We start from the raw sequence: 17,823 nt of genomic DNA on the forward strand, positions 1-17,823 counted from the left end.
CCGGCCAGCTGGGTCTGGAACGTGGTGGGCACGACTTAGAGCCTCTGCAAAACCGGCAGAGTCTCTAAGCTCGGCCTTGTACTACGCCGGGAAGACCGCCCGGCTAGTACAATCTCACCACTGAGCCCCATCTGGCCTACGATTGCTCCGCTTTGGCACTGATATCTTAATAATCCTAGCAAATTCTCCTGGGAAAACAAAAAGCGGACATACTCAAATCAGCATTGGAAAGTATGTTCGCTTCTGTATTGTCGTCATTAGTTATGGCTCAGCCACGTCTTTTGTCAACTCGTCACGCCTCAACCAAACAACACCGCCATCACCGATCAAAAGCATGCCGATATGCTTCTTCAAACCACTTCGCCTGCTCTTCATCGGGACTGATGACCACGATGGTATCATGACCGGCGATGGTGCCGACGACCTGATCGAAATCGATATCGTCGATGATGGCAGCCAGCAGGTTACCGTTACTCGGCAGTGTTTTGATGACATTCATAAATTGAACCCGGGTGATTGACAAGCCGACTTCACGGATCGAACGGCCTAGACGCTCGAGTTGTGATTCCGCCGAGCCACGAAAAATCGTATACCGCAGCGTTCCTGTTGCATCTTGTGCCTTCACGATTTTCATTTCGCGAATATCGCGGGAAATCGTTGCCTGTGTGGCATCAATACCAGCCGCTTTTAAAGCCGCCAGAAGCTCTTCTTGGGTGGCGATTGGCTTTTGATTGATGATCCGCGCCAACGCTGCCTGCCGTTCATTCTTGTTCATCCCAATACCTCCACCATGACGCTGTCGCTAGTCGCGATGATCTGACGGACTACATCTCTTCCGGTGCGGCCACGCCGAGTAAATTCAAGGCATTCTCCAAAACCTGCGTGGTCGCCTTCACCATCGCGAGCCGGGCCGGCAATTCACTGTCTTCAACCAGGACCTTGACGTTGGCATAATACTGATTGAACGCCTTGGCCAAACGCAAAGCATACTTGGCAATCACGGAAGGTTCATACTCCTTGGCAGCACGCGCAACAATGGCTGGGAAGTCGCCTAATGCCCGCAAAACATCCCATGCAGCCGGATCGCTCAAGGCAACTTCCGGCGCAGGTGCAATGTCTGCTTTCCGCAAAATGCTGTGCGCCCGGGCATTGGTATATTGGACATAAGGACCGGTTTCGCCTTCAAACCGAACCACTTCTTCCAAATTGAAATCAAAGTTGTCCAAACGTTCATTTTTCAGGTCGTGGAAAATAACCGCCCCGACACCCACTTCATGGGCTACCTTTTGCGCATTCGGCAAATCCGGGTGCTTTTCGGCAATTTGCTGCTTGGCTAGATCAACCGCATCGTTTAAAACTTTTTCCAGCAAAATAATGTTGCCACGGCGGGTTGACAGTTTCTTGCCATTCGCCGTAATCAAACCAAACGGAATATGATGAATATCATTGGCCCATTCATAACCCATCTCCAGCAAAACTGCTTTCAACTGCTGGAAATGCTCGCGCTGTTCATTACCAACCACATACAGGCTTTGGACAAAGTGATAATGATTCTTGCGGAAAATTGCCGCAGCAAGGTCACGCGTCATATAAAGCGTAGCGCCATCGGACTTCTTGATCAGCGCCGGATTAAGGTTGTACTTGCTTAAATCGACAATTTCAGCACCTTGACTGGTTTTGAGCAGATGTTTGTCCTCAAGCGTTTTAACCACACTGTCCATTTTGTCGTTGTAAAAAGCTTCCCCGTTGTAAGAATCAAAATCTACGCCGAGGATCTTGTAAATGCGGTTGAATTCAGCCAGTGACACGGTCCGGAACCAGCGCCATAGCGTGAGTGCTTCGTCATCGCCATCTTCAAGGCGTTTGAACCATGCCCGTGCTTCTCCTTCCAATTCGGGGTCCTTTTCGGCTTTCTCATGAAACTGCACATAATAGTGAAGCAGGTTTTTGATCGGATCGGCTTTGACCGCATCTTCGGAGCCCCATTTTTTATAGGCCACGATTAACTTACCGAATTGGGTGCCCCAGTCGCCAAGGTGATTGATTTTAATTGGACTGTATCCGACTTTTGCCAAAATATTGGCCAGCGCATTGCCGATAACCGTCGAACGCAGATGGCCCATTGACATTGGCTTGGCAATATTAGGGCTGCTCATATCGATCGGGACATTGCCTTTGCCCAACTCTGCATCGCCGTAATGCTCGCCTTCCTGCGCAATGGCTTTCAGGACTTCGTGGGCAAAACTAATCTTGTCCAAATAAAAGTTCACATAACCGCCAACCGCTTTAACCTGTTCAAATGGCGCCGCATCGATTTTTTCCACCAAATCGCTGGCAATCATTTTGGGTGCGCGATGCAGGATTTTGGCTAATGAGAAAGTTGGAAAAGCATAATCACCTAAGTCAGACGATTTAGGCGTTTCAACTAACGCGGCAATCTTCGCTTCATCCAGTTGACCCGCCAAGGCTGATTTAAGGGCATTGACAACAAGTTCTTTAAAATCCATAAGTTCCTCCTAAAATGATGATGCCACGAAAAAAGACCCATCTCTCCCTTATCGAAGAGACGAGCCTTTGCCCGCGGTACCACTCTACTTGACATATGTCCACTCAAAACACTGATCCTCAAAAGCGCGCCGCCTGGTCTGACGTGATCGTTTGCACTAGCCGATCTCACTGTCAAAACGCCGATTGACCTGACATCCTCTTTCTCTTCGGACCTATACAGCGGTCGACGAGAATCGAACTCGCGACACCAGCTTGGGAAGCTGGAGTTTTACCACTAAACTACGACCGCAAATCAACGCATATAAGTGTATCACGGCGATGCGCATTTGCAAAGCCGCAATCGGTCTTTTTTTCTATGATTTCAATGAGAAAACATCTTAAAAATGAGTACGCGTAATTTTGTTGTTAATCTTTCTCACCGTGCTATAATAATAGGAAAGAAGAGGAGTGGTTGAGATGGCAAAAACGGGACGTCACTATTATTTCGTGGCGCGCAACGAGAAAACCAAAACTGGTTATCGCATCAGTTTTCCTAATATCCCTAATGCTGAGGCAGTCGGGACAACGTATGAAGAAACCGTTTATTATTCATATCGGGTCTTGGCTGATTTCTTAAGCCATCTGCCAAAAAAAGAAGCCGAGATCCGCGCCTATACACTGTCAGATATTCCGGATACTGTTTCAAGTAACGTTTTCTACTCGTTAGTGAGCGTCACGCCAGACTTTGATCCCCACAAAATGGAGACACACTTTACCTTACCGCAAACGCCGCCAGACGATATTCGGCAAAAAGCCGCCAAACTTGCAGGCTTGGTAACGCCAAATGACAATGTTGCTTTGTAGGGTACTGATAAGATGCGAACTTTTCAAATGATCTTATTGGCAGTCTTTGTTGTTGGTATTCTCTCAGCTTTTGTCGGTTTATTGAGTTGGCTGGTGTTGATGCTTAGGCATCGGCCACCTGATCGCGCTCGTCGTTTGACGCTGATGAGTGGTGCAGTTGCTTTAATTGCTTTGGTTTTGAATGCCTTCACTTAATGATTAACGCTCCGTACGCCATCTTTTCCGCGATGCCGGGGCGTTTTTGTTTGGCTGGCGAGCCGGCGACTGGTTTCTGGCGCTTTTCTATGCTTAAATGGGAACAGCAAATATTGAAGGAGTGTGGACATGACTGATCTGCATACAAGTATTGATAAGTTTCAATTTGACAACGTGTTTATGAATGCCAGTGGCGTACGTTGCTACACCAAAGGCGAACTGGATGAACTGGCACAAAGCGATGCCGGAACTTTGGTTACCAAGAGCGCGACCCAGGCAAAGCGGCTTGGCAATCCCAGCCCGCGGTATGCCCGCTTAGAACTAGGCTCGATTAATTCCATGGGGTTGCCTAATGAAGGTCTGGAGTATTACTTGGACTATGCACTGAATTTCCAAAAAGCCAATCCTGACAAGCCGATTTTTCTGTCAGTTGCCGGTCTTTCCATGGAAGAAAATCTGGCGATGGCCCACGCCATTGAAGATTCAGATTTTAACGGTTTGGTTGAGTTCAATTTAAGCTGCCCGAATGTTCCCGGCAAGCCTCAGACCGGTTATGATTTTGACCGGACACAGGAAGTTTTGACCAATCTCTTTAGCTTCTTTACCAAACCGGCCGGTGTCAAGTTGCCGCCTTATTTTGACCTCGCGCAATTTGACCAGATGGCGGCGATTCTCAATCAATTCCCGCTTAAATTCGTAAATTCGATTAACAGCCTCGGCAACGGCCTGATGATTGATCCGGAAACCGACACGGCGTTGATCAAGCCTAAGGGTGGCTTTGGCGGCATCGGCGGTGCTTACGCCAAACCAATCGCACTTGCTAACGTCCGGGCCTTTTCGCAGCGCCTCGATCCTAAGATTCAACTAATCGGAACCGGTGGCGTGACCAACGGCCGGGATGCTTACGATTTAATTCTGGCCGGCGCAAGTCTTGTGCAGGTGGGTACCCTCTTGCAAGAAGAAGGCCCCGCTGCGTTCACGCGGTTAACTCGGGAGTTACGCGCCGTGATGCAAACTAAGGGCTACAGTGCCATTAGCGACTTCAAGGGGCAATTGAAAGTCTTATCATGAACGAAAAAATCAGAGTCTGGGCGTATTTCAAGCACAATAGTCAAGACTTTGCCCGACACTGGGGTGCCTATTTTCTGCTTATTAGCGTGACCAATTTAGTTGTCGGTCTCGCCATCATCCCACTACTAACTTTCGGTGCCCAACAAGTCTTACGCTTAGGAAAGGTACCCTATATTACTTTGACTAACCTGGGACAGATTGCCACGGCCAAACCGGTCACAGCACTGTTACTGGTGCTAATCGGACTGATATTGCTGTTGTTTGTTTACTGGCAGTTTGCATTTTTGTTGTTAGGCATTCAAAACATTCATCGACAAACACACTTAAGCTTTAGGCAACTGGCCGGCGCCACTATTAGGAAAACCAGGCGCCTGACACCCACGACCATTGTGAGTTTAATTGCTTACTTCGTGTTAATCTTCCCCTTTTCAAGCATCGTCTTTAAAACCAGTTTATTGGCAAAACTGACAATTCCTGATTTCATCATCGATTACATCTTTGATCGGTGGTATTTAACCGTTTTGATCGTGGTGCTTTATTTATTGGGCACTTGGCTGGCTATTCGCCTCTTGCCTTTATTGCCTGCTCTAATCCTCAGTGATCAATCGCCGCGGGCAACGGTGGTTCGCAGCTGGCGGGCAACCCGCGGTCAAACCTGGCGAACTTTATGGGCAGTTATCCTGATTGTGATTCCCGTGTTAGTGCTTTCCATCCTGCTAGTTGCAGGCCTGTATGCTTTTCAAACCTATCTAGACCAGCAGTGGCAACAGTGGTCACTACTGGGTGCAACGATTAATCTCGGCCTTTTGCAAGTCGCCATGTTGCTGATCACGGCCTTTTTCACTGTCATGCTTTACCAACTGGCGACTTCGCAAGCGGAAACGTTTCATCTGATCGACAGTCAGGACCACGTTGTGCAAATACCAAAGCGGCGACGCAATTGGGTTTTTAGAGTGAGCGCATTTGCCTTAATCATGATGATTATCGGCGGAACGAGTCTGTTTTATCATGCCTACCTGATCGGCGCGTTAACCACCCAGCCGTTAACGATCTCTCACCGCGGCGTCGATAACGGCAACGGGGTTCAAAACACCATTCCGGCGCTTCTGGCAACTGCCAAAGAAAAACCAGATTATGTCGAAATGGATCTTCACGAAACCAAGGATCATCAGTTTGTCGTCATGCACGACGAGAATCTGAAGGCTCTAACTGGTAAAGACGCGACGCCACATCAACTAACACTGGCGGAAATCACGCAACTGACCGCGCGCGAAAATGGCCACGCAGCCAAAGTCGCAAGCTTTGACCAATATTTGGCCGCAGCTGAACAGGTTCATCAAAAACTGCTAGTGGAGATCAAAACCACGCCACAGGACAGTCCGCAGATGATGGATCGATTCATCAACCACTATGCCAAACGCTTATTAGCCAATCATGATCAAGTACATTCGCTTGATTACGGTGTGGTTAAGACGCTGCGCAAACGGGTTCCGAAGCTTAAGACGTTCTTTATTTTACCGTACACGTTGGTTTTCCCAGAAACGCCAGCTAGCGGCTATACGTTAGAATCAACCACACTTTCTACCACGGTTGCTGATCAAGCCCACGACCATCATCAAGCTGTCTATGCTTGGACCATTAACGATCCTGATGACATGCAGAAAATGACGTTCATGGACGCTGATGGCATCATTACTGATCAGTTGCGTCTGTTAAAGACGACGTTGCGCGAGATGAATGATCACCCTAGTTATGCTGATCAGCTCTTGAATTATTTGAATGGTTTTTCAACCGAAGACAATGCACCATTTTAATGCCTCGAGTGACATCTTTTGAGCACAGACAACGCAAAAGCCGGCATCTTTTCCAGTTTGGAAAAGGTGCCGGCTTTCTTTAGACGATCAATATCGCTCAGTTACTGAACCTATTTATTTAAAGTAATAACGTGCCGTTTCTAACGCACTGGTCTCCATCAAACGCTTACCATATTCGGACAGAACTGCGGATGATAGTGGCGAACGATCACCAAATTCCAGTGCAACCGCCATTTCGTCATGGGCTTCGTTAGAGGAAATCTCATTAGGATAGAACGTTAATACGAGGTAATAATTTTGCTTATACCGGTAAAGGTCGCTCTTTCCGCCTTCCAAACGCAGCGTCTGCGCAAGGCTGATAAAGTCTTCAAAGTCCTTTAATTTCAAAACGAGTTCGGTTTGCGGAGCCTTTTTAGCGTCAATATAACCGCCTTCGTCGACTGCCTGCTGATCGTGTTGATCATTGGCGTCTAAGCCCTGCAGCTGCTGACGAATATAATCCGGTACTTGGGTGTCCGTACTGTCATCATCAGAACCGGTGTCGCTATCATCATTCTTTTGACCATTCTTACTGATCAACAATTCGAGCCCGGATTGACTTGGCATGACCTGAAACGTCACGGCCTCGTTTGTGGCAAACGTATGGTCTTTGTCAACTTCATCGAGGATGCTGTAAAAGAAGCTCTCAATCTGCTTGTGATTGCCAAGCAGATCCAATACCGTAATCCCCCGTTGCGCTAGATCATCGTTACCTAACATGACCCGGATCGTATTTGCATTAATCCGTTCCATTTCCATGATTGCTGCACCTCACTTTAGTCACGGAACCCTGAGTTCTGTGGTTCATCACATGACCACTTACTACATTATAGCAGATTTACTACGTCAAGGCATTCTACCGCACGTAAGCGCTATGATCAAGTCTAGTGCACAGAGCGTGAATTGGCGCGGTTAGAAGTCGGAGTGTAAGTGGCCTCAGACGTGATGGCCCGGTTTTAGGCCATTGCGGCTGAGGTCCTTACACGCAGACTTCTGCGCCAATGAACGCGTTTCAGAGCGTGAGCAGGCCCGGTTAGAAACCGGAGCATAAGTGGCCTCGAACCTAAATGGCTGGGCTTTGGCCATTTAGGTTCGAGGTCCTTATGTGGAGGTTTCTGGGCCTGCGAGCGCGTTTCGGAACCGGATTGCCCCACACCCCTCAATCTGGCCACAGTGCAGTGACCAAGGCCCGTATTGCAAGGCTTCTGGCCAGTCAACGCATTTCAGAACCAAATCCTCCCCCCAAAAAAATTTATTCGTCAAAACGAAAAAATGCCCCAACACTTATACGTGTGTCGAGACAATTTGTTATTTGTTTTATGATTAATGACCGATTGGCTGCTAGCTTGTGTAAGTACAACAGTCACGCGGGTAAAAGACCACGACTTTTCAAATTAAAATCCTGCCAATAATTGCGCCTGTTGAAGTTCCAAGGTACGCACAGACCGCGGCAAAAAGCGCCGGATCTCGTCTTCGTTATAACCAACCTGAAGACGCTTGTCGTCCATCATGATCGGCCGCCGCAGTAAACCCGGATATTTTGCTACCAGTTTAATCAGCGTGCCAGTCGATAACTCATCGATGTTAATCCCTAGCTCCTGGAAGATCTTCGAACGTGTTGAAATAATTTCTTCGGTACCCTCTTCGGTCATCATCAATAACCGCTTGATTTCATCAACGTTCAATGGATCAGAAAAAATATTACGTTCTTTAAAAGGAATCTTATTTTCCTTTAACCAGGCGCGCGCCTTCCGACAAGATGTGCAACTTGGGGACGTGTATAAAATAACCATGAGCGCTCGCTCCTTTTTCTTTGACGAGGAATCCTTCTCAACTACAGGTATAGTATACGAGATTGCCTCGAAGCGGCGCAATCATATTCAGAAAAATAATTTTTTAAAAATTGAAAATCCAATTTTGAAATCTCTGTAGATCTCTGCACAATCAACGTTTTTATAAGTTTTCTTGTGAAAAATAGCTCAAGTTATAATAACTAATTTTTTAACATTTAGTTCTCATTTTAAGTGAACATTTATGATCACTATCAGACATTAATTGTCAAGTCATCTGTCGCTAACAAAATTGGTATGCCCACTGCTTGTTTTGCAGCCTGTTGTTTTAAGGTATCAAGGTCGAGTTGTTGCGGCAAATGTGTCAACAAGAGTTGCTTGACGTCGGCATCCTTTGCTAAGCCGCCGGCCTCAGGTGCGGTTAAATGCCATCGTGGTGTCGGTTGATCCGCCAGAAAATTGGTATCTGCCATCAAGAGATCGGCGTTTTTTGCAAACGGTACCAATCCAGGAAAGTAACGCGTATCACTTGTGTTGACCAGCACTTTATTGGTCCCTGATTCAACAATGCGCACAGCAAAGGCTGGCACTGGATGCTGCGTCTCAAGAAACGTGATCGTGAACGGTCCTAAATGCAAGGTACTGTCAGCGGAGTAGCCCATGCCTTGTGTATACGGGCCAAAGGTAAGACTGCCAAAGTTTAACGGATCCATCGTGTGACCGTAAATTGGCAGTGGCGAGACTTTTTTGTCACCCTTACGCAGCTGATAGTAATATTGCAACACCCCGACATCCGCCGTGTGATCGTGGTGATAATGCGTCAGCAATACGGCGTCTAGTTGCAATGGATCAAAAACCTTCTCCAAGGCAAGCAGACCGCCACTGCCTAAATCCATTAATAAATGGTAATCGCCGCTTTCAACTAAGTAGGTGCTGGTCGCGTGGCCGGCATCCGGATAACCGCCAAGATAACCTAAAACTGTCAATTTCATTTAGTTTTTCCTCCCTTTCAACCTGAAAAGCCACTAAGAAGTTTATAATAAGTGTGGAGGTGGTCGGTATGTCCACAATACAAACAGTCTTCGGTAGCAAGTCGTTCCTTGTCAAATTGCTCGATGAGCGCCATGATCCCCAACTAAAATTGTTAAAGCCGGCACAAAGCGGCCTGGATTACATGATTTACGATCCGAGTGGCCGGGCGACATTCAGTGCGCCATTGCGTTACGACATCATTACGAGCTTAGGCCCAACCGAACAAAACGGCTATGTGCAGTTCATGTATTTTAATTTGGACACGGACGATGTCAAAGTGTTCTTATCAAAAATCAAACAATTGATCGATAACCACGACATCTTGCTTGGGGAAAATCACATCCTGTTGGCGCAAGAAGTCAAACACCCTGATAATTTTCTGATGGTTTCTGTCTGGCAATCCAGCAATGACTACTACGAGTTCAAGAATACCCCAGCGCTCTCGTCAGTCAAGGAGTTCATTCGCCGCGCCGCTTCGGCTAATGGCTTTCATGAAGCGGGTTATACCGTCATTGACCCCCATCAAAAAGAGTCAACCACCACTGGCTAAAGTCAGTGGCTTGTGAGCAAACACCCCTGTTACGAGCACTTGAATCACAATTTGCACAGATACACCACTGCAGGCAGTTCTACGAACTGCCTGTCTTACACGGCAATTACCAGTGCCTTTAGTGTCCCCAGGTTGCCATAGGGACGAGCCTATTCAGGCTAATTTAGCAACACCTTTGATCAGTATGTTCTGAGCGGCATTGTGATCGCGAACGTGATGGGTCTGGCATTTAGGACACATCCATTCTCGATCAGCAAGCGTCAGCTTATCAGTGCCTTCTGTTCCCATGACGAAGTCGCAATGATGGCAGGTTTGAGTGGTATTCTTAGGATTAACCGTTATAAACTGGCGACCATAAAGGTCGGCCTTGTAAGTTAGCATGCCTAAGAATGTACGCCAGCCTACGTCTGCGATACTCATGGCCAAGGCATGATTTTTTAGTAAGTTCTTACTTCGCAATTCCTCTGCAACCACCAAATCGTGGTTCTTGATGAGTGTGGTTGAGACGTTGTGCAGGAAGTTCTTACGGCGATCTAGAACCTTGGCATGAATTTTGGCAACTACCAAGCGCTGTTTTTGGTAATTTTTACTGTTCCGTAACGGCCGATGCTCTTTCTTTGCCCTTCGAGCACGGCGTGACAAAATGCGTTGTTCCTTAGCCAATCGTCCCTTAATTGTTCGATAGTAGCGCGGGTTGGCTACGACTTTGCCATCACTGGTGGTCAAGAAGTTTTCCGTGTTGAGGTCAATGCCAGTTTGTCGGTTGGTCTTGGCAGGCTTCGTCATGAAGGGTGTATCAGAACCCAGCTGCATGGATAAAAAGAAACGGTCTGCGGCGTCCTTAGTAATCGTGACCGTGCCAATACGAGTTTCTGCTTTCCGATTCAGTAATCGTTTGTGGGAGCCTTTAATGCGTAGCCGACCTAACTTAGGCACTAAAATGTGCTTGCCATCTTCAAAGCAGACGGTCCCGTTGGTTAGCTGCGTCGTTTTCTGCTGGATATATTGGCAATTAGTCTGATAGCCCCACGCATAGCTTTTGCGGTGGAATTTTGGGACGCCAGTACTATGAACCTTCCGAAAGGCTTTCCATGCCTTGCGGTAGTTCTGGATAGCGTTAGCCTTAGCAAGACTGTCAATTCGCTTGTCTTCTAAGAATTGGAAATGATTTGACAGCTGCTTGGCATTTTGCCGTAGTTCAAGCTGCTTGATTCGATCTTGAACCGTATCAATTGGTAGCTTAACTTGTTTTAATTGCCAGAGCTCTTTACCAATCGCAACCATCTCGTTATAGACGAAGCGACTGGCATCGCTGTTCAGCTTAATCAATTTCTTTTGATGGTCACTTGGGTAGATGCGAACCTTCAAGCCATAATGATATTCTAATTGTGCCATTGACTTCATTTAATCTCACCTCTTTTCTTGCTGTAATGGTATTATAGCATTGGACAATGACTCTAACAATTGAGGTGACTTTTATGACTAAAGGAAAATTCCAAGACGCAATTTATACCAGACGCTATATCTATAATTTTCATTACCATTTGATCTGGGTCACGAAATATCGCAATCAAACTTTTGCGACTAAGGAACTGGCAGATGAAATGAAGAACATTTTACAAAAGGTTGCCGATGATAATGAGATTGTGATCGAAAAAATGGCAGTCATGCCCGATCATGTCCATGTCTTGATCAGTTTTCCGCCTAGCAAGGCACCAACCAGTGCCATCAAGGCGCTCAAGGGTAGAAGTGCCTTTATCTTTCTCAAACGACATCCGGAAATTCGTCATTCTCAAGATTGGAGCGGACATTTATGGTCACCCAGCTACTACATGAGTACACTTGGCAATATGAGCAAGGACGTCGTTGAGAATTACATCAACAACCAAAAGTACAACGAACTAAAAAACCTAACAGGCGTTGACAGGGCCTATCCATCCCATGACTAAAGTCACTGGATTTCCGGCCAGCCATAATTAAAACAAGCCGATCATGCAGCTGGAAAATTTTTAACATACCCGTCACGTGACCCGGCCAGTATTCGGCTAACATCAAAGCACCAGAATTCGGCGGAACCGATTCCCCGATAACTAACCACCGTTATCGCTGATCTTCGCTGGTCATTCTGGTGCTTTTTGATGCATTTTCATCAGTCGCTAACCCACCGGCTAACCGGCCCATCAACCATACGAATCATGACATGCACAGTCGCCTGATAAAACAGCCAGTCAATCCCGGCATAAATGGCAATCATCAGACCGAGATAACGCGACGGCGGATTATCAAGATAATTGGTCATCACGCTGATCACACACAGTGCCATGATAATACCGAATACAAGTGGGACGGCGAAAACAACCCCCGCCTGGCGATAAATCGTGTGTCGAATCTGTTGCGGATCCATCCCCAGATGCTTCAGTATCTGAAAATGCCGAGTCTCCTGACGAACGGCGATGACTTGTTTGAGCAATAAAATACTGCCGGTTGCGACCACAAAAACGCCACTTAACAGTAAGATCAAAAATAGTAAAAAGCCATATAACGTACTGACGAAATTTTGTTGCGATGCTTGCAGCCCGATCGGATTGCGCCAGAAGTTCATTTTGGTACGCACCCGATTAGTGACCGTCAAATCATCGCCTGCCAGCTCATTGTCACCTATATTGACGTATTCCTGTAGATTCTGGCTATTGTCCAGATGCTGCAGTTGTGCCAGTGCCCGTCGCGCGGTCTTGTTTTTTGGCAGCTTAGCCATATATAGCCGGTCCGGGGTGCCTTCTAACATGTCAAATGTCTGGTCACTAACCAGTAATCCCCGATCAAAATAGTTGTTACTGCCAGTTGGAAAAAGATTGGTTGTCTGGGTGAGCCGAAGTGACGTATCACTGCCTGGTAACATAATCGCCCGATCCGGATTACGCCGCGCGCCAACCGGTCGAAACCCGGTTCTGTTTGGCAACATTAGCTGAGCTTCCTGTTGGCGTAATCGAACTGGCGTTAAACCCTTTTGCAGTCGTGCTGCCCGCCGATAATCACGCATTGCAACAACATTGTAAACACCAGGCTGCTCGCGAACCTGCCCGACCTGATCCCGTAACCGAATCTCGGCATAGACTAATTTAGACGAAATGGTAACCGCATGGGTCGGCTTAACCTTGGCTTTTTTCAAAACGTCGGTCACATTATCGACGCCGACACCGGAGGCCACGACAGTCGTTGGAATTTCGCGCAATACCAGCTCCTGCTTGTATTGAAAAAGCATGACTGAACTGCCCAGCATCGTAATCGTCACCGCGCAAAGAAGAGTCGTCAACCACAATGAATGGGCATTGCCTTGCAACCTTTTGATAATCAGATGACGGGAAATCCCACTTGCATTGCGGGTCTGCATCTCATGACGACGTTGAAACCACGCCACCAATCCTGGAAGGAAGTCGGCGAAGACTAAAAATAGCCCCAGTAACAAAGCTGCCACGACTACGACCAATAAAATCGGCAGCATCATTCGACCCGGAATCCATGGCAGCAAGCGCATTAAACTGCCGCTAATCGGCAACAGGCGTAACATGGTTAATAAACTACCGACCAGTAACGTAAAACCGCCAATGCCAAGCCAAAACCGCCACCAAGTCTGCGGTTTAGGCGCAACCGGCACATCTTGTTGCCGAATGAATTGCCGGAGTGGATTTTGAACATAAATGGCGTTAACCGCACCGACTAACAGATAGACAACGCCCATCAATGTCAAAACATCCAGCAACGCTGACGGCGAAACCATAAAACCAATCGGCGTATGCAAGGCCATCAAGCGGATCAACACCATGCCTAACAATGGCGACAGAATAAGTCCAAGCAAGACACCAGCCACAAACCCGATAGCACCGACAATCAAGCTTTCAATAAACACGGTCAGGCCAAGTTTGGCTCCAGATAATCCCAATAGTCGGTATAAGCCGATCTCCTGATCACGGCGGGCAATTAACAGGCTATTTAAATACAATAGGAAACTGATCGAAAACAAAGCGAGCAGGACCATGACAATCATTAACAGACTGGGTACAATATCCAGACTGCCTAGGCGCTTGCTGGCATCGGTTAAAATCAACCGATTGTTCGCCACCGCGCCAATCGCATACATAATGGCGTTGATTAACGCAGCGATCATGATCTGCAAGCCATCTTCGTGCCGATGTCGCACAAGGTTGGTCTTAATCTGTTGCCACACGTGCATGGCCTCCTCCGCTTACCGTCGCTTCCATATCAATGATGCGATCAAAGAACTGTTCACGGGATTTGCCGCGGGTTACTTCAGCAAAAAACGCGCCATCTTTAATGAAAATAATCCGACTGGCAAAACTAGCCGTAAACGGATCATGGGTGACCATCAAAATTGTGGTTTTCTCCTGCTGATTTAACTGCTGGAGATACCGCAAAAAGTCTGTAGCTGCCAATGAGTCAAGGCTTCCAGTCGGTTCATCAGCCAGCAGCAGGCTCGGCTGCGTGATCACCGCCCGTGCAGCCGCCACCCGCTGCCGCTGTCCCATGCTTAATTCACCGGGAAACGCTTTTAATAACGGGTCTAAATTGAGATGCTGGGACACCGTCCGGAGACGTTCAGCGCGATCTGGTTGAACATGACGCTGTAACGTCAGTGGTAAAAGGACATTTTGCGCGACCGTCATATCATCTAACAGATTAAAATCCTGAAAAACAAAGCCCAGATGGTCACGGCGGAATGCGGCTTGTTGGCTTTCATTCAAAGCTTCCAGATCATATCCGGCAATTTTGACCTTACCTGTGCTAGGCGTTTCAATCGTGGCCAAAATATTCAGCAAGGTCGACTTCCCGGCACCACTTGGCCCCATGATACCGATGAATTCACCGGCTGCAACCTGAAAGCTAAGGTCATTTAAAGCGCGAACCCGATCATGTCGCTGTCCAAAGATTTTACTTAAATTAGATACTTCTAAAATTGCCATGGCTTACCTCCGTCATCATTCTACCAAAAACCAGTGGTGACTGCTGTTCATCGTCCTCACTGACAAACTGCCCATGTCAGCGATATTTTCTTATTAACCAACTGTTCTCGCGGCTTGTGCTTCCTGGCCAAAACTTATACGATAAGTGCAGGAATGGAGTTGATCACGTGTTTAAAATCATGATCGTAGAGGATGATCAGACCATCAGCGGCCTGATCGCTGACAACCTAAAAAAATGGCAGTTCGAACCAGTCGTTGTGACTGATTTTAACGCTGTATTCGATGATTTTCTGCAAGAAAAGCCTCACTTGGTTTTATTGGACATCAATCTGCCGGTTTTTGACGGCTATTATTGGGTCCAAAAGATTCGCGAAGTCTCTAAGGTGCCGGTCATCTTTATCTCAAGCCGCAACACCAATATGGACATGGTCATGGCCATGAACATGGGCGCCGATGATTTCTTAAATAAACCGTTTGCGATGGAAGTTTTGATCGCCAAAATCAACGCACTGTTGCGCCGAACCTATAATTACGCCGATCAAGGCACGGATGTTTTGGAACACAACGGCCTTATGTTGAACCTAAAAAACGGAATGGCGCAGGTTAATGATAATGAAATCAACCTTTCAAAAAACGAGTACAAGTTACTGCAGATCCTCATGCGGCAACATGGGCAGATCGTCAGCCGGTCCCGTCTCCTTAAAGATCTCTGGCAAGATGAACGTTTTGTTGACGATAATACGCTAACGGTTAACATCAATCGGTTGCGCAAAAAAATCGAAGAAGCCGGCTTAAAAGATTATATCCAAACCAAAGTCGGTCAGGGCTATATCGTTCCTTAGGAGGCTGCCATGCGTTTTCGCGATTACGTCAAAGACCACCTGTGGCCTATTGGCGGTTACATTTTATGTGTTGGGTTAGCGGCCATCATTATCTGGCTGGATCCTCAACATCGAGTTAAAATGTCAACACTCTGGTACGCAGTGTTATTAGTAACACTTGTTGCGAGCGCTTTTTTTGTGGCCCACTTTGGCCGAATTCGGCGGTTTGCGGCCCAACTTCATGACCGTCAAGAGGCCAAGGATGCGGCGCTGGACTGGCCGCTGCCTGGTGGCGAATCAGGCCTCGAACAAGTTGTTGCCGATACGTACAACCAAATGCTGACGCTGCATCGCCAACAGATTACCGCCTTATTAGCCCAGCAACAAGATCAAAAAGACTTCATTGATTCCTGGGTCCATGAAATTAAAGTGCCGCTAGCGGCGGTTTCGCTTTTGGCTGAGAGTTTTGAAGGGCAAGTACCGGACGACAAACTCGATAATCTTAATTTGCAATTGGATCAGATCGAATTTTATGTCGAGCAAGTTTTGTACTACTCCCGACTCGACAGTTTTTCCAAAGATTATCTGCTGCACAACACGCCGTTAAAACCACTTGTAAATGATGTCGTCGCCAGTCAGCGGAACGGGTTTATCAACAAACGCCTGTCATTTAAGCTTAATGGCGAGGATCAAACCGTGCTAACCGATAATAAGTGGCTGCGGTTTATTTTGGCGCAACTGATTTCAAATGCCGTGAAATACACACCGGAAGGCGGCCGCATCAGTGCTACCATTCGCAATACCGGCAAAGAAACCCAGCTCATGATTACCGACACTGGCATTGGCATTCCTAAAGATGAACAACATCGTGTGTTTGAAAAAGGCTTTACTGGGAGCAATGGACGGATATCGAATCACAAATCAACTGGTTTGGGGCTCTTTTTGGCGGAAAAGCTTTCCGAAAAACTTGGCCATCATTTGACGCTGACGTCCGTGATCAACCAAGGGACCACCGTGACCATTCATTTTCCATATGTCAGCTATTACAGTGATCCCGGCCAAACGGTCCATCATCCCAAAACCAACCGCGAGCAATCTTCTAATAGTTAAATGCATGAGGCTGAGCCATAATTTTGCAAGAACGTTCATAGATTAGTGAATTTTGAACGATCAAACAGTTTTAGGCAATACGTTCCTTGCCATGCCAAACTCCGCAATCTCCGGCCAGCTGGGGTGGCGAAGCGAAGCTAGAGCGGAGACGGCGCTTTGAGCCAGAAAACCGCTGTCTCAAAGTCGCCTAACAACATCAGCGACAAGATCGGTCGCTGTGTTGTTTGCACGGCTGAGCCCCATCTGGCCTACGATTGCTCCGCTTTGGCACTAACGTCTTAAATAACCCAATCATATTACCTCACGGAAACAAAAAGGAAGCATACTACCCTCATTATTGCAGAGTGTGTCCACCTTTTCATTGTAGCTATAAATTATGACGCAGACTCATGCGCCTTTTAGTCAGCAACATCTAACAAAAAAAGAACGAGTGACTTTCTGCATTAAACTGCATGTCGGAAGTCACTCGTTCTTTTTTTATGTTAGCGAATCAGGTTCTTCCAAAGTTTAATCTCGCCAGCCGCTTGCGTTGCCGGCACGTCGATGATGCGTTGATTGGCGCTGCCGCGAAATTGTAAGGTTAAATCTTTTTGTGCCAGTAAGAAGCGGCCGTCGACCAGGATGTCGATGAGCCCTAATAACGTCAACTTATCTTCAGAATCCTGCATCAGTTCCTCGTATGTGTACCCGCTCCAACTCCAGATGTCTTTGTCGTGGCCAAATTCCTGCCGAATCCGGCGGCATAACCGAATGCATACCTGCGTGTTCAAAAACGGTTCGCCGCCCAATAATGTCAGCCCTTGTACATATGACTGACTAAGATCTTCAATAATCTGATCTTCTAACTCCTGAGTGTAAGGTTTCCCATATCGAAAATTCTGGGCAACCCGATTGTAACAGCCGGGGCAGGCAAACCGGCAGCCAGATACGTATAAACTACAACGCACACCTTCGCCATCCACAAAGTTAAATGGTTTGTAATCCGCAATACGTTGCTGGGAAAGGTCGCTAGCGAGCCATTCCTTAGGTTTAGGATTCTGTGGTAAGCGATTGGTGGTCATAACAATATCT

At 47.2% G+C, this 17,823-nt stretch carries 17 protein-coding genes and 1 tRNA gene; 8 read left to right on the forward strand and 10 right to left on the reverse strand.

All coding sequences use genetic code 11. From position 1 onward, the window contains the following. Positions 1-319 precede the first annotated feature (319 nt). The 3 genes from argR to LACSTY_RS08480 form a co-directional block, all read right to left on the reverse strand. Positions 320-775 (reverse strand): arginine repressor, encoded by a 456-nt coding sequence (argR, locus tag LACSTY_RS08470; RefSeq protein ID WP_087912312.1) that lies wholly within the window; start codon positions 773-775, stop codon positions 320-322. Between the two features lie 49 nt (positions 776-824). Beyond that, the gene (gene argS, locus LACSTY_RS08475; RefSeq protein ID WP_087912313.1) at positions 825-2,507 is read right to left on the reverse strand and encodes an arginine--tRNA ligase; all 1,683 of its coding nucleotides are present in this window, start codon (positions 2,505-2,507) and stop codon (positions 825-827) included. Positions 2,508-2,726: 219 nt separating this feature from the next. Further along, positions 2,727-2,797 (reverse strand) — tRNA-Gly (locus LACSTY_RS08480). 167 nt (positions 2,798-2,964) lie between these two features. On the opposite strand from LACSTY_RS08480, the gene LACSTY_RS08485 reads away from it, so the two are divergent. From LACSTY_RS08485 to LACSTY_RS08500, 4 genes are all read left to right on the forward strand, one after another. After that, positions 2,965-3,351 carry a hypothetical protein gene (locus LACSTY_RS08485; RefSeq protein ID WP_047107557.1) on the forward strand — a complete coding sequence of 129 codons (387 nt, stop codon included), beginning with the start codon at positions 2,965-2,967 and terminating at the stop codon, positions 3,349-3,351. Positions 3,352-3,363: 12 nt separating this feature from the next. Continuing rightward, on the forward strand, positions 3,364-3,546 hold the full coding sequence (locus LACSTY_RS08490) for a hypothetical protein (protein ID WP_087912314.1): 183 nt from the start codon (positions 3,364-3,366) through the stop codon (positions 3,544-3,546). Between the two features lie 129 nt (positions 3,547-3,675). Continuing rightward, positions 3,676-4,617 carry a dihydroorotate oxidase gene (locus LACSTY_RS08495; RefSeq protein WP_087912315.1) on the forward strand — a complete coding sequence of 314 codons (942 nt, stop codon included), beginning with the start codon at positions 3,676-3,678 and terminating at the stop codon, positions 4,615-4,617. Further along, the gene (locus tag LACSTY_RS08500; protein WP_087912316.1) at positions 4,614-6,431 is read left to right on the forward strand and encodes a glycerophosphoryl diester phosphodiesterase membrane domain-containing protein; all 1,818 of its coding nucleotides are present in this window, start codon (positions 4,614-4,616) and stop codon (positions 6,429-6,431) included. The genes LACSTY_RS08495 and LACSTY_RS08500 overlap by 4 nt, the downstream gene beginning before the upstream one ends. Positions 6,432-6,545: 114 nt before the next feature. Here LACSTY_RS08500 and LACSTY_RS08505 read toward each other — a convergent pair whose 3' ends face one another. The 3 genes from LACSTY_RS08505 to LACSTY_RS08515 form a co-directional block, all read right to left on the reverse strand. Continuing rightward, positions 6,546-7,229 carry an adaptor protein MecA gene (locus LACSTY_RS08505; protein WP_010487827.1) on the reverse strand — a complete coding sequence of 228 codons (684 nt, stop codon included), beginning with the start codon at positions 7,227-7,229 and terminating at the stop codon, positions 6,546-6,548. Between the two features lie 635 nt (positions 7,230-7,864). Next, positions 7,865-8,263 carry a transcriptional regulator SpxA gene (spxA, locus tag LACSTY_RS08510; RefSeq protein WP_010487825.1) on the reverse strand — a complete coding sequence of 133 codons (399 nt, stop codon included), beginning with the start codon at positions 8,261-8,263 and terminating at the stop codon, positions 7,865-7,867. A gap of 251 nt (positions 8,264-8,514) precedes the next feature. Beyond that, complete coding sequence (locus LACSTY_RS08515) at positions 8,515-9,252, reverse strand: MBL fold metallo-hydrolase (protein WP_087912317.1); 738 nt, start codon at positions 9,250-9,252, stop codon at positions 8,515-8,517. Positions 9,253-9,320: 68 nt separating this feature from the next. Between LACSTY_RS08515 and LACSTY_RS08520 the strand changes: the two genes are divergently transcribed. Continuing rightward, entirely contained in the window at positions 9,321-9,842 is a 522-nt protein-coding gene (locus LACSTY_RS08520; protein ID WP_087912318.1) for a monooxygenase, read from the forward strand. 153 nt (positions 9,843-9,995) lie between these two features. Here LACSTY_RS08520 and LACSTY_RS08525 read toward each other — a convergent pair whose 3' ends face one another. Beyond that, entirely contained in the window at positions 9,996-11,246 is a 1,251-nt protein-coding gene (locus tag LACSTY_RS08525) for an RNA-guided endonuclease InsQ/TnpB family protein (RefSeq protein ID WP_087912319.1), read from the reverse strand. Between the two features lie 74 nt (positions 11,247-11,320). Here LACSTY_RS08525 and tnpA point away from each other — a divergent pair, with 74 nt between their 5' ends. Continuing rightward, entirely contained in the window at positions 11,321-11,791 is a 471-nt protein-coding gene (gene tnpA, locus LACSTY_RS08530; protein ID WP_087912320.1) for an IS200/IS605 family transposase, read from the forward strand. Between the two features lie 200 nt (positions 11,792-11,991). On the opposite strand, the gene LACSTY_RS08535 is transcribed toward tnpA, so the two are convergent. Both LACSTY_RS08535 and LACSTY_RS08540 read right to left on the reverse strand, forming a co-directional pair. Next, the gene (locus tag LACSTY_RS08535; protein WP_087912321.1) at positions 11,992-14,067 is read right to left on the reverse strand and encodes an ABC transporter permease; all 2,076 of its coding nucleotides are present in this window, start codon (positions 14,065-14,067) and stop codon (positions 11,992-11,994) included. Next, positions 14,051-14,821 carry an ABC transporter ATP-binding protein gene (locus LACSTY_RS08540; RefSeq protein ID WP_025012701.1) on the reverse strand — a complete coding sequence of 257 codons (771 nt, stop codon included), beginning with the start codon at positions 14,819-14,821 and terminating at the stop codon, positions 14,051-14,053. Before LACSTY_RS08540 ends, LACSTY_RS08535 begins: the two co-directional genes overlap by 17 nt. Positions 14,822-14,988: 167 nt before the next feature. On the opposite strand from LACSTY_RS08540, the gene LACSTY_RS08545 reads away from it, so the two are divergent. Together LACSTY_RS08545 and LACSTY_RS08550 are read left to right on the forward strand one after the other, a co-directional pair. Further along, complete coding sequence (locus tag LACSTY_RS08545; RefSeq protein ID WP_010487816.1) at positions 14,989-15,663, forward strand: response regulator transcription factor; 675 nt, start codon at positions 14,989-14,991, stop codon at positions 15,661-15,663. Between the two features lie 9 nt (positions 15,664-15,672). Then, the gene (locus tag LACSTY_RS08550) at positions 15,673-16,752 is read left to right on the forward strand and encodes a sensor histidine kinase (RefSeq protein WP_087912322.1); all 1,080 of its coding nucleotides are present in this window, start codon (positions 15,673-15,675) and stop codon (positions 16,750-16,752) included. 482 nt (positions 16,753-17,234) lie between these two features. On the opposite strand, the gene nrdG is transcribed toward LACSTY_RS08550, so the two are convergent. Continuing rightward, positions 17,235-17,813, reverse strand: a complete 579-nt coding sequence (gene nrdG / locus LACSTY_RS08555; RefSeq protein WP_049171719.1) for an anaerobic ribonucleoside-triphosphate reductase activating protein — start codon at positions 17,811-17,813, stop codon at positions 17,235-17,237. Positions 17,814-17,823: the final 10 nt, after the last annotated feature.

Origin of the sequence: Lacticaseibacillus styriensis (assembly GCF_030770295.1) — a bacterium.
In the GTDB taxonomy this organism is placed as follows: domain Bacteria; phylum Bacillota; class Bacilli; order Lactobacillales; family Lactobacillaceae; genus Lacticaseibacillus; species Lacticaseibacillus casei.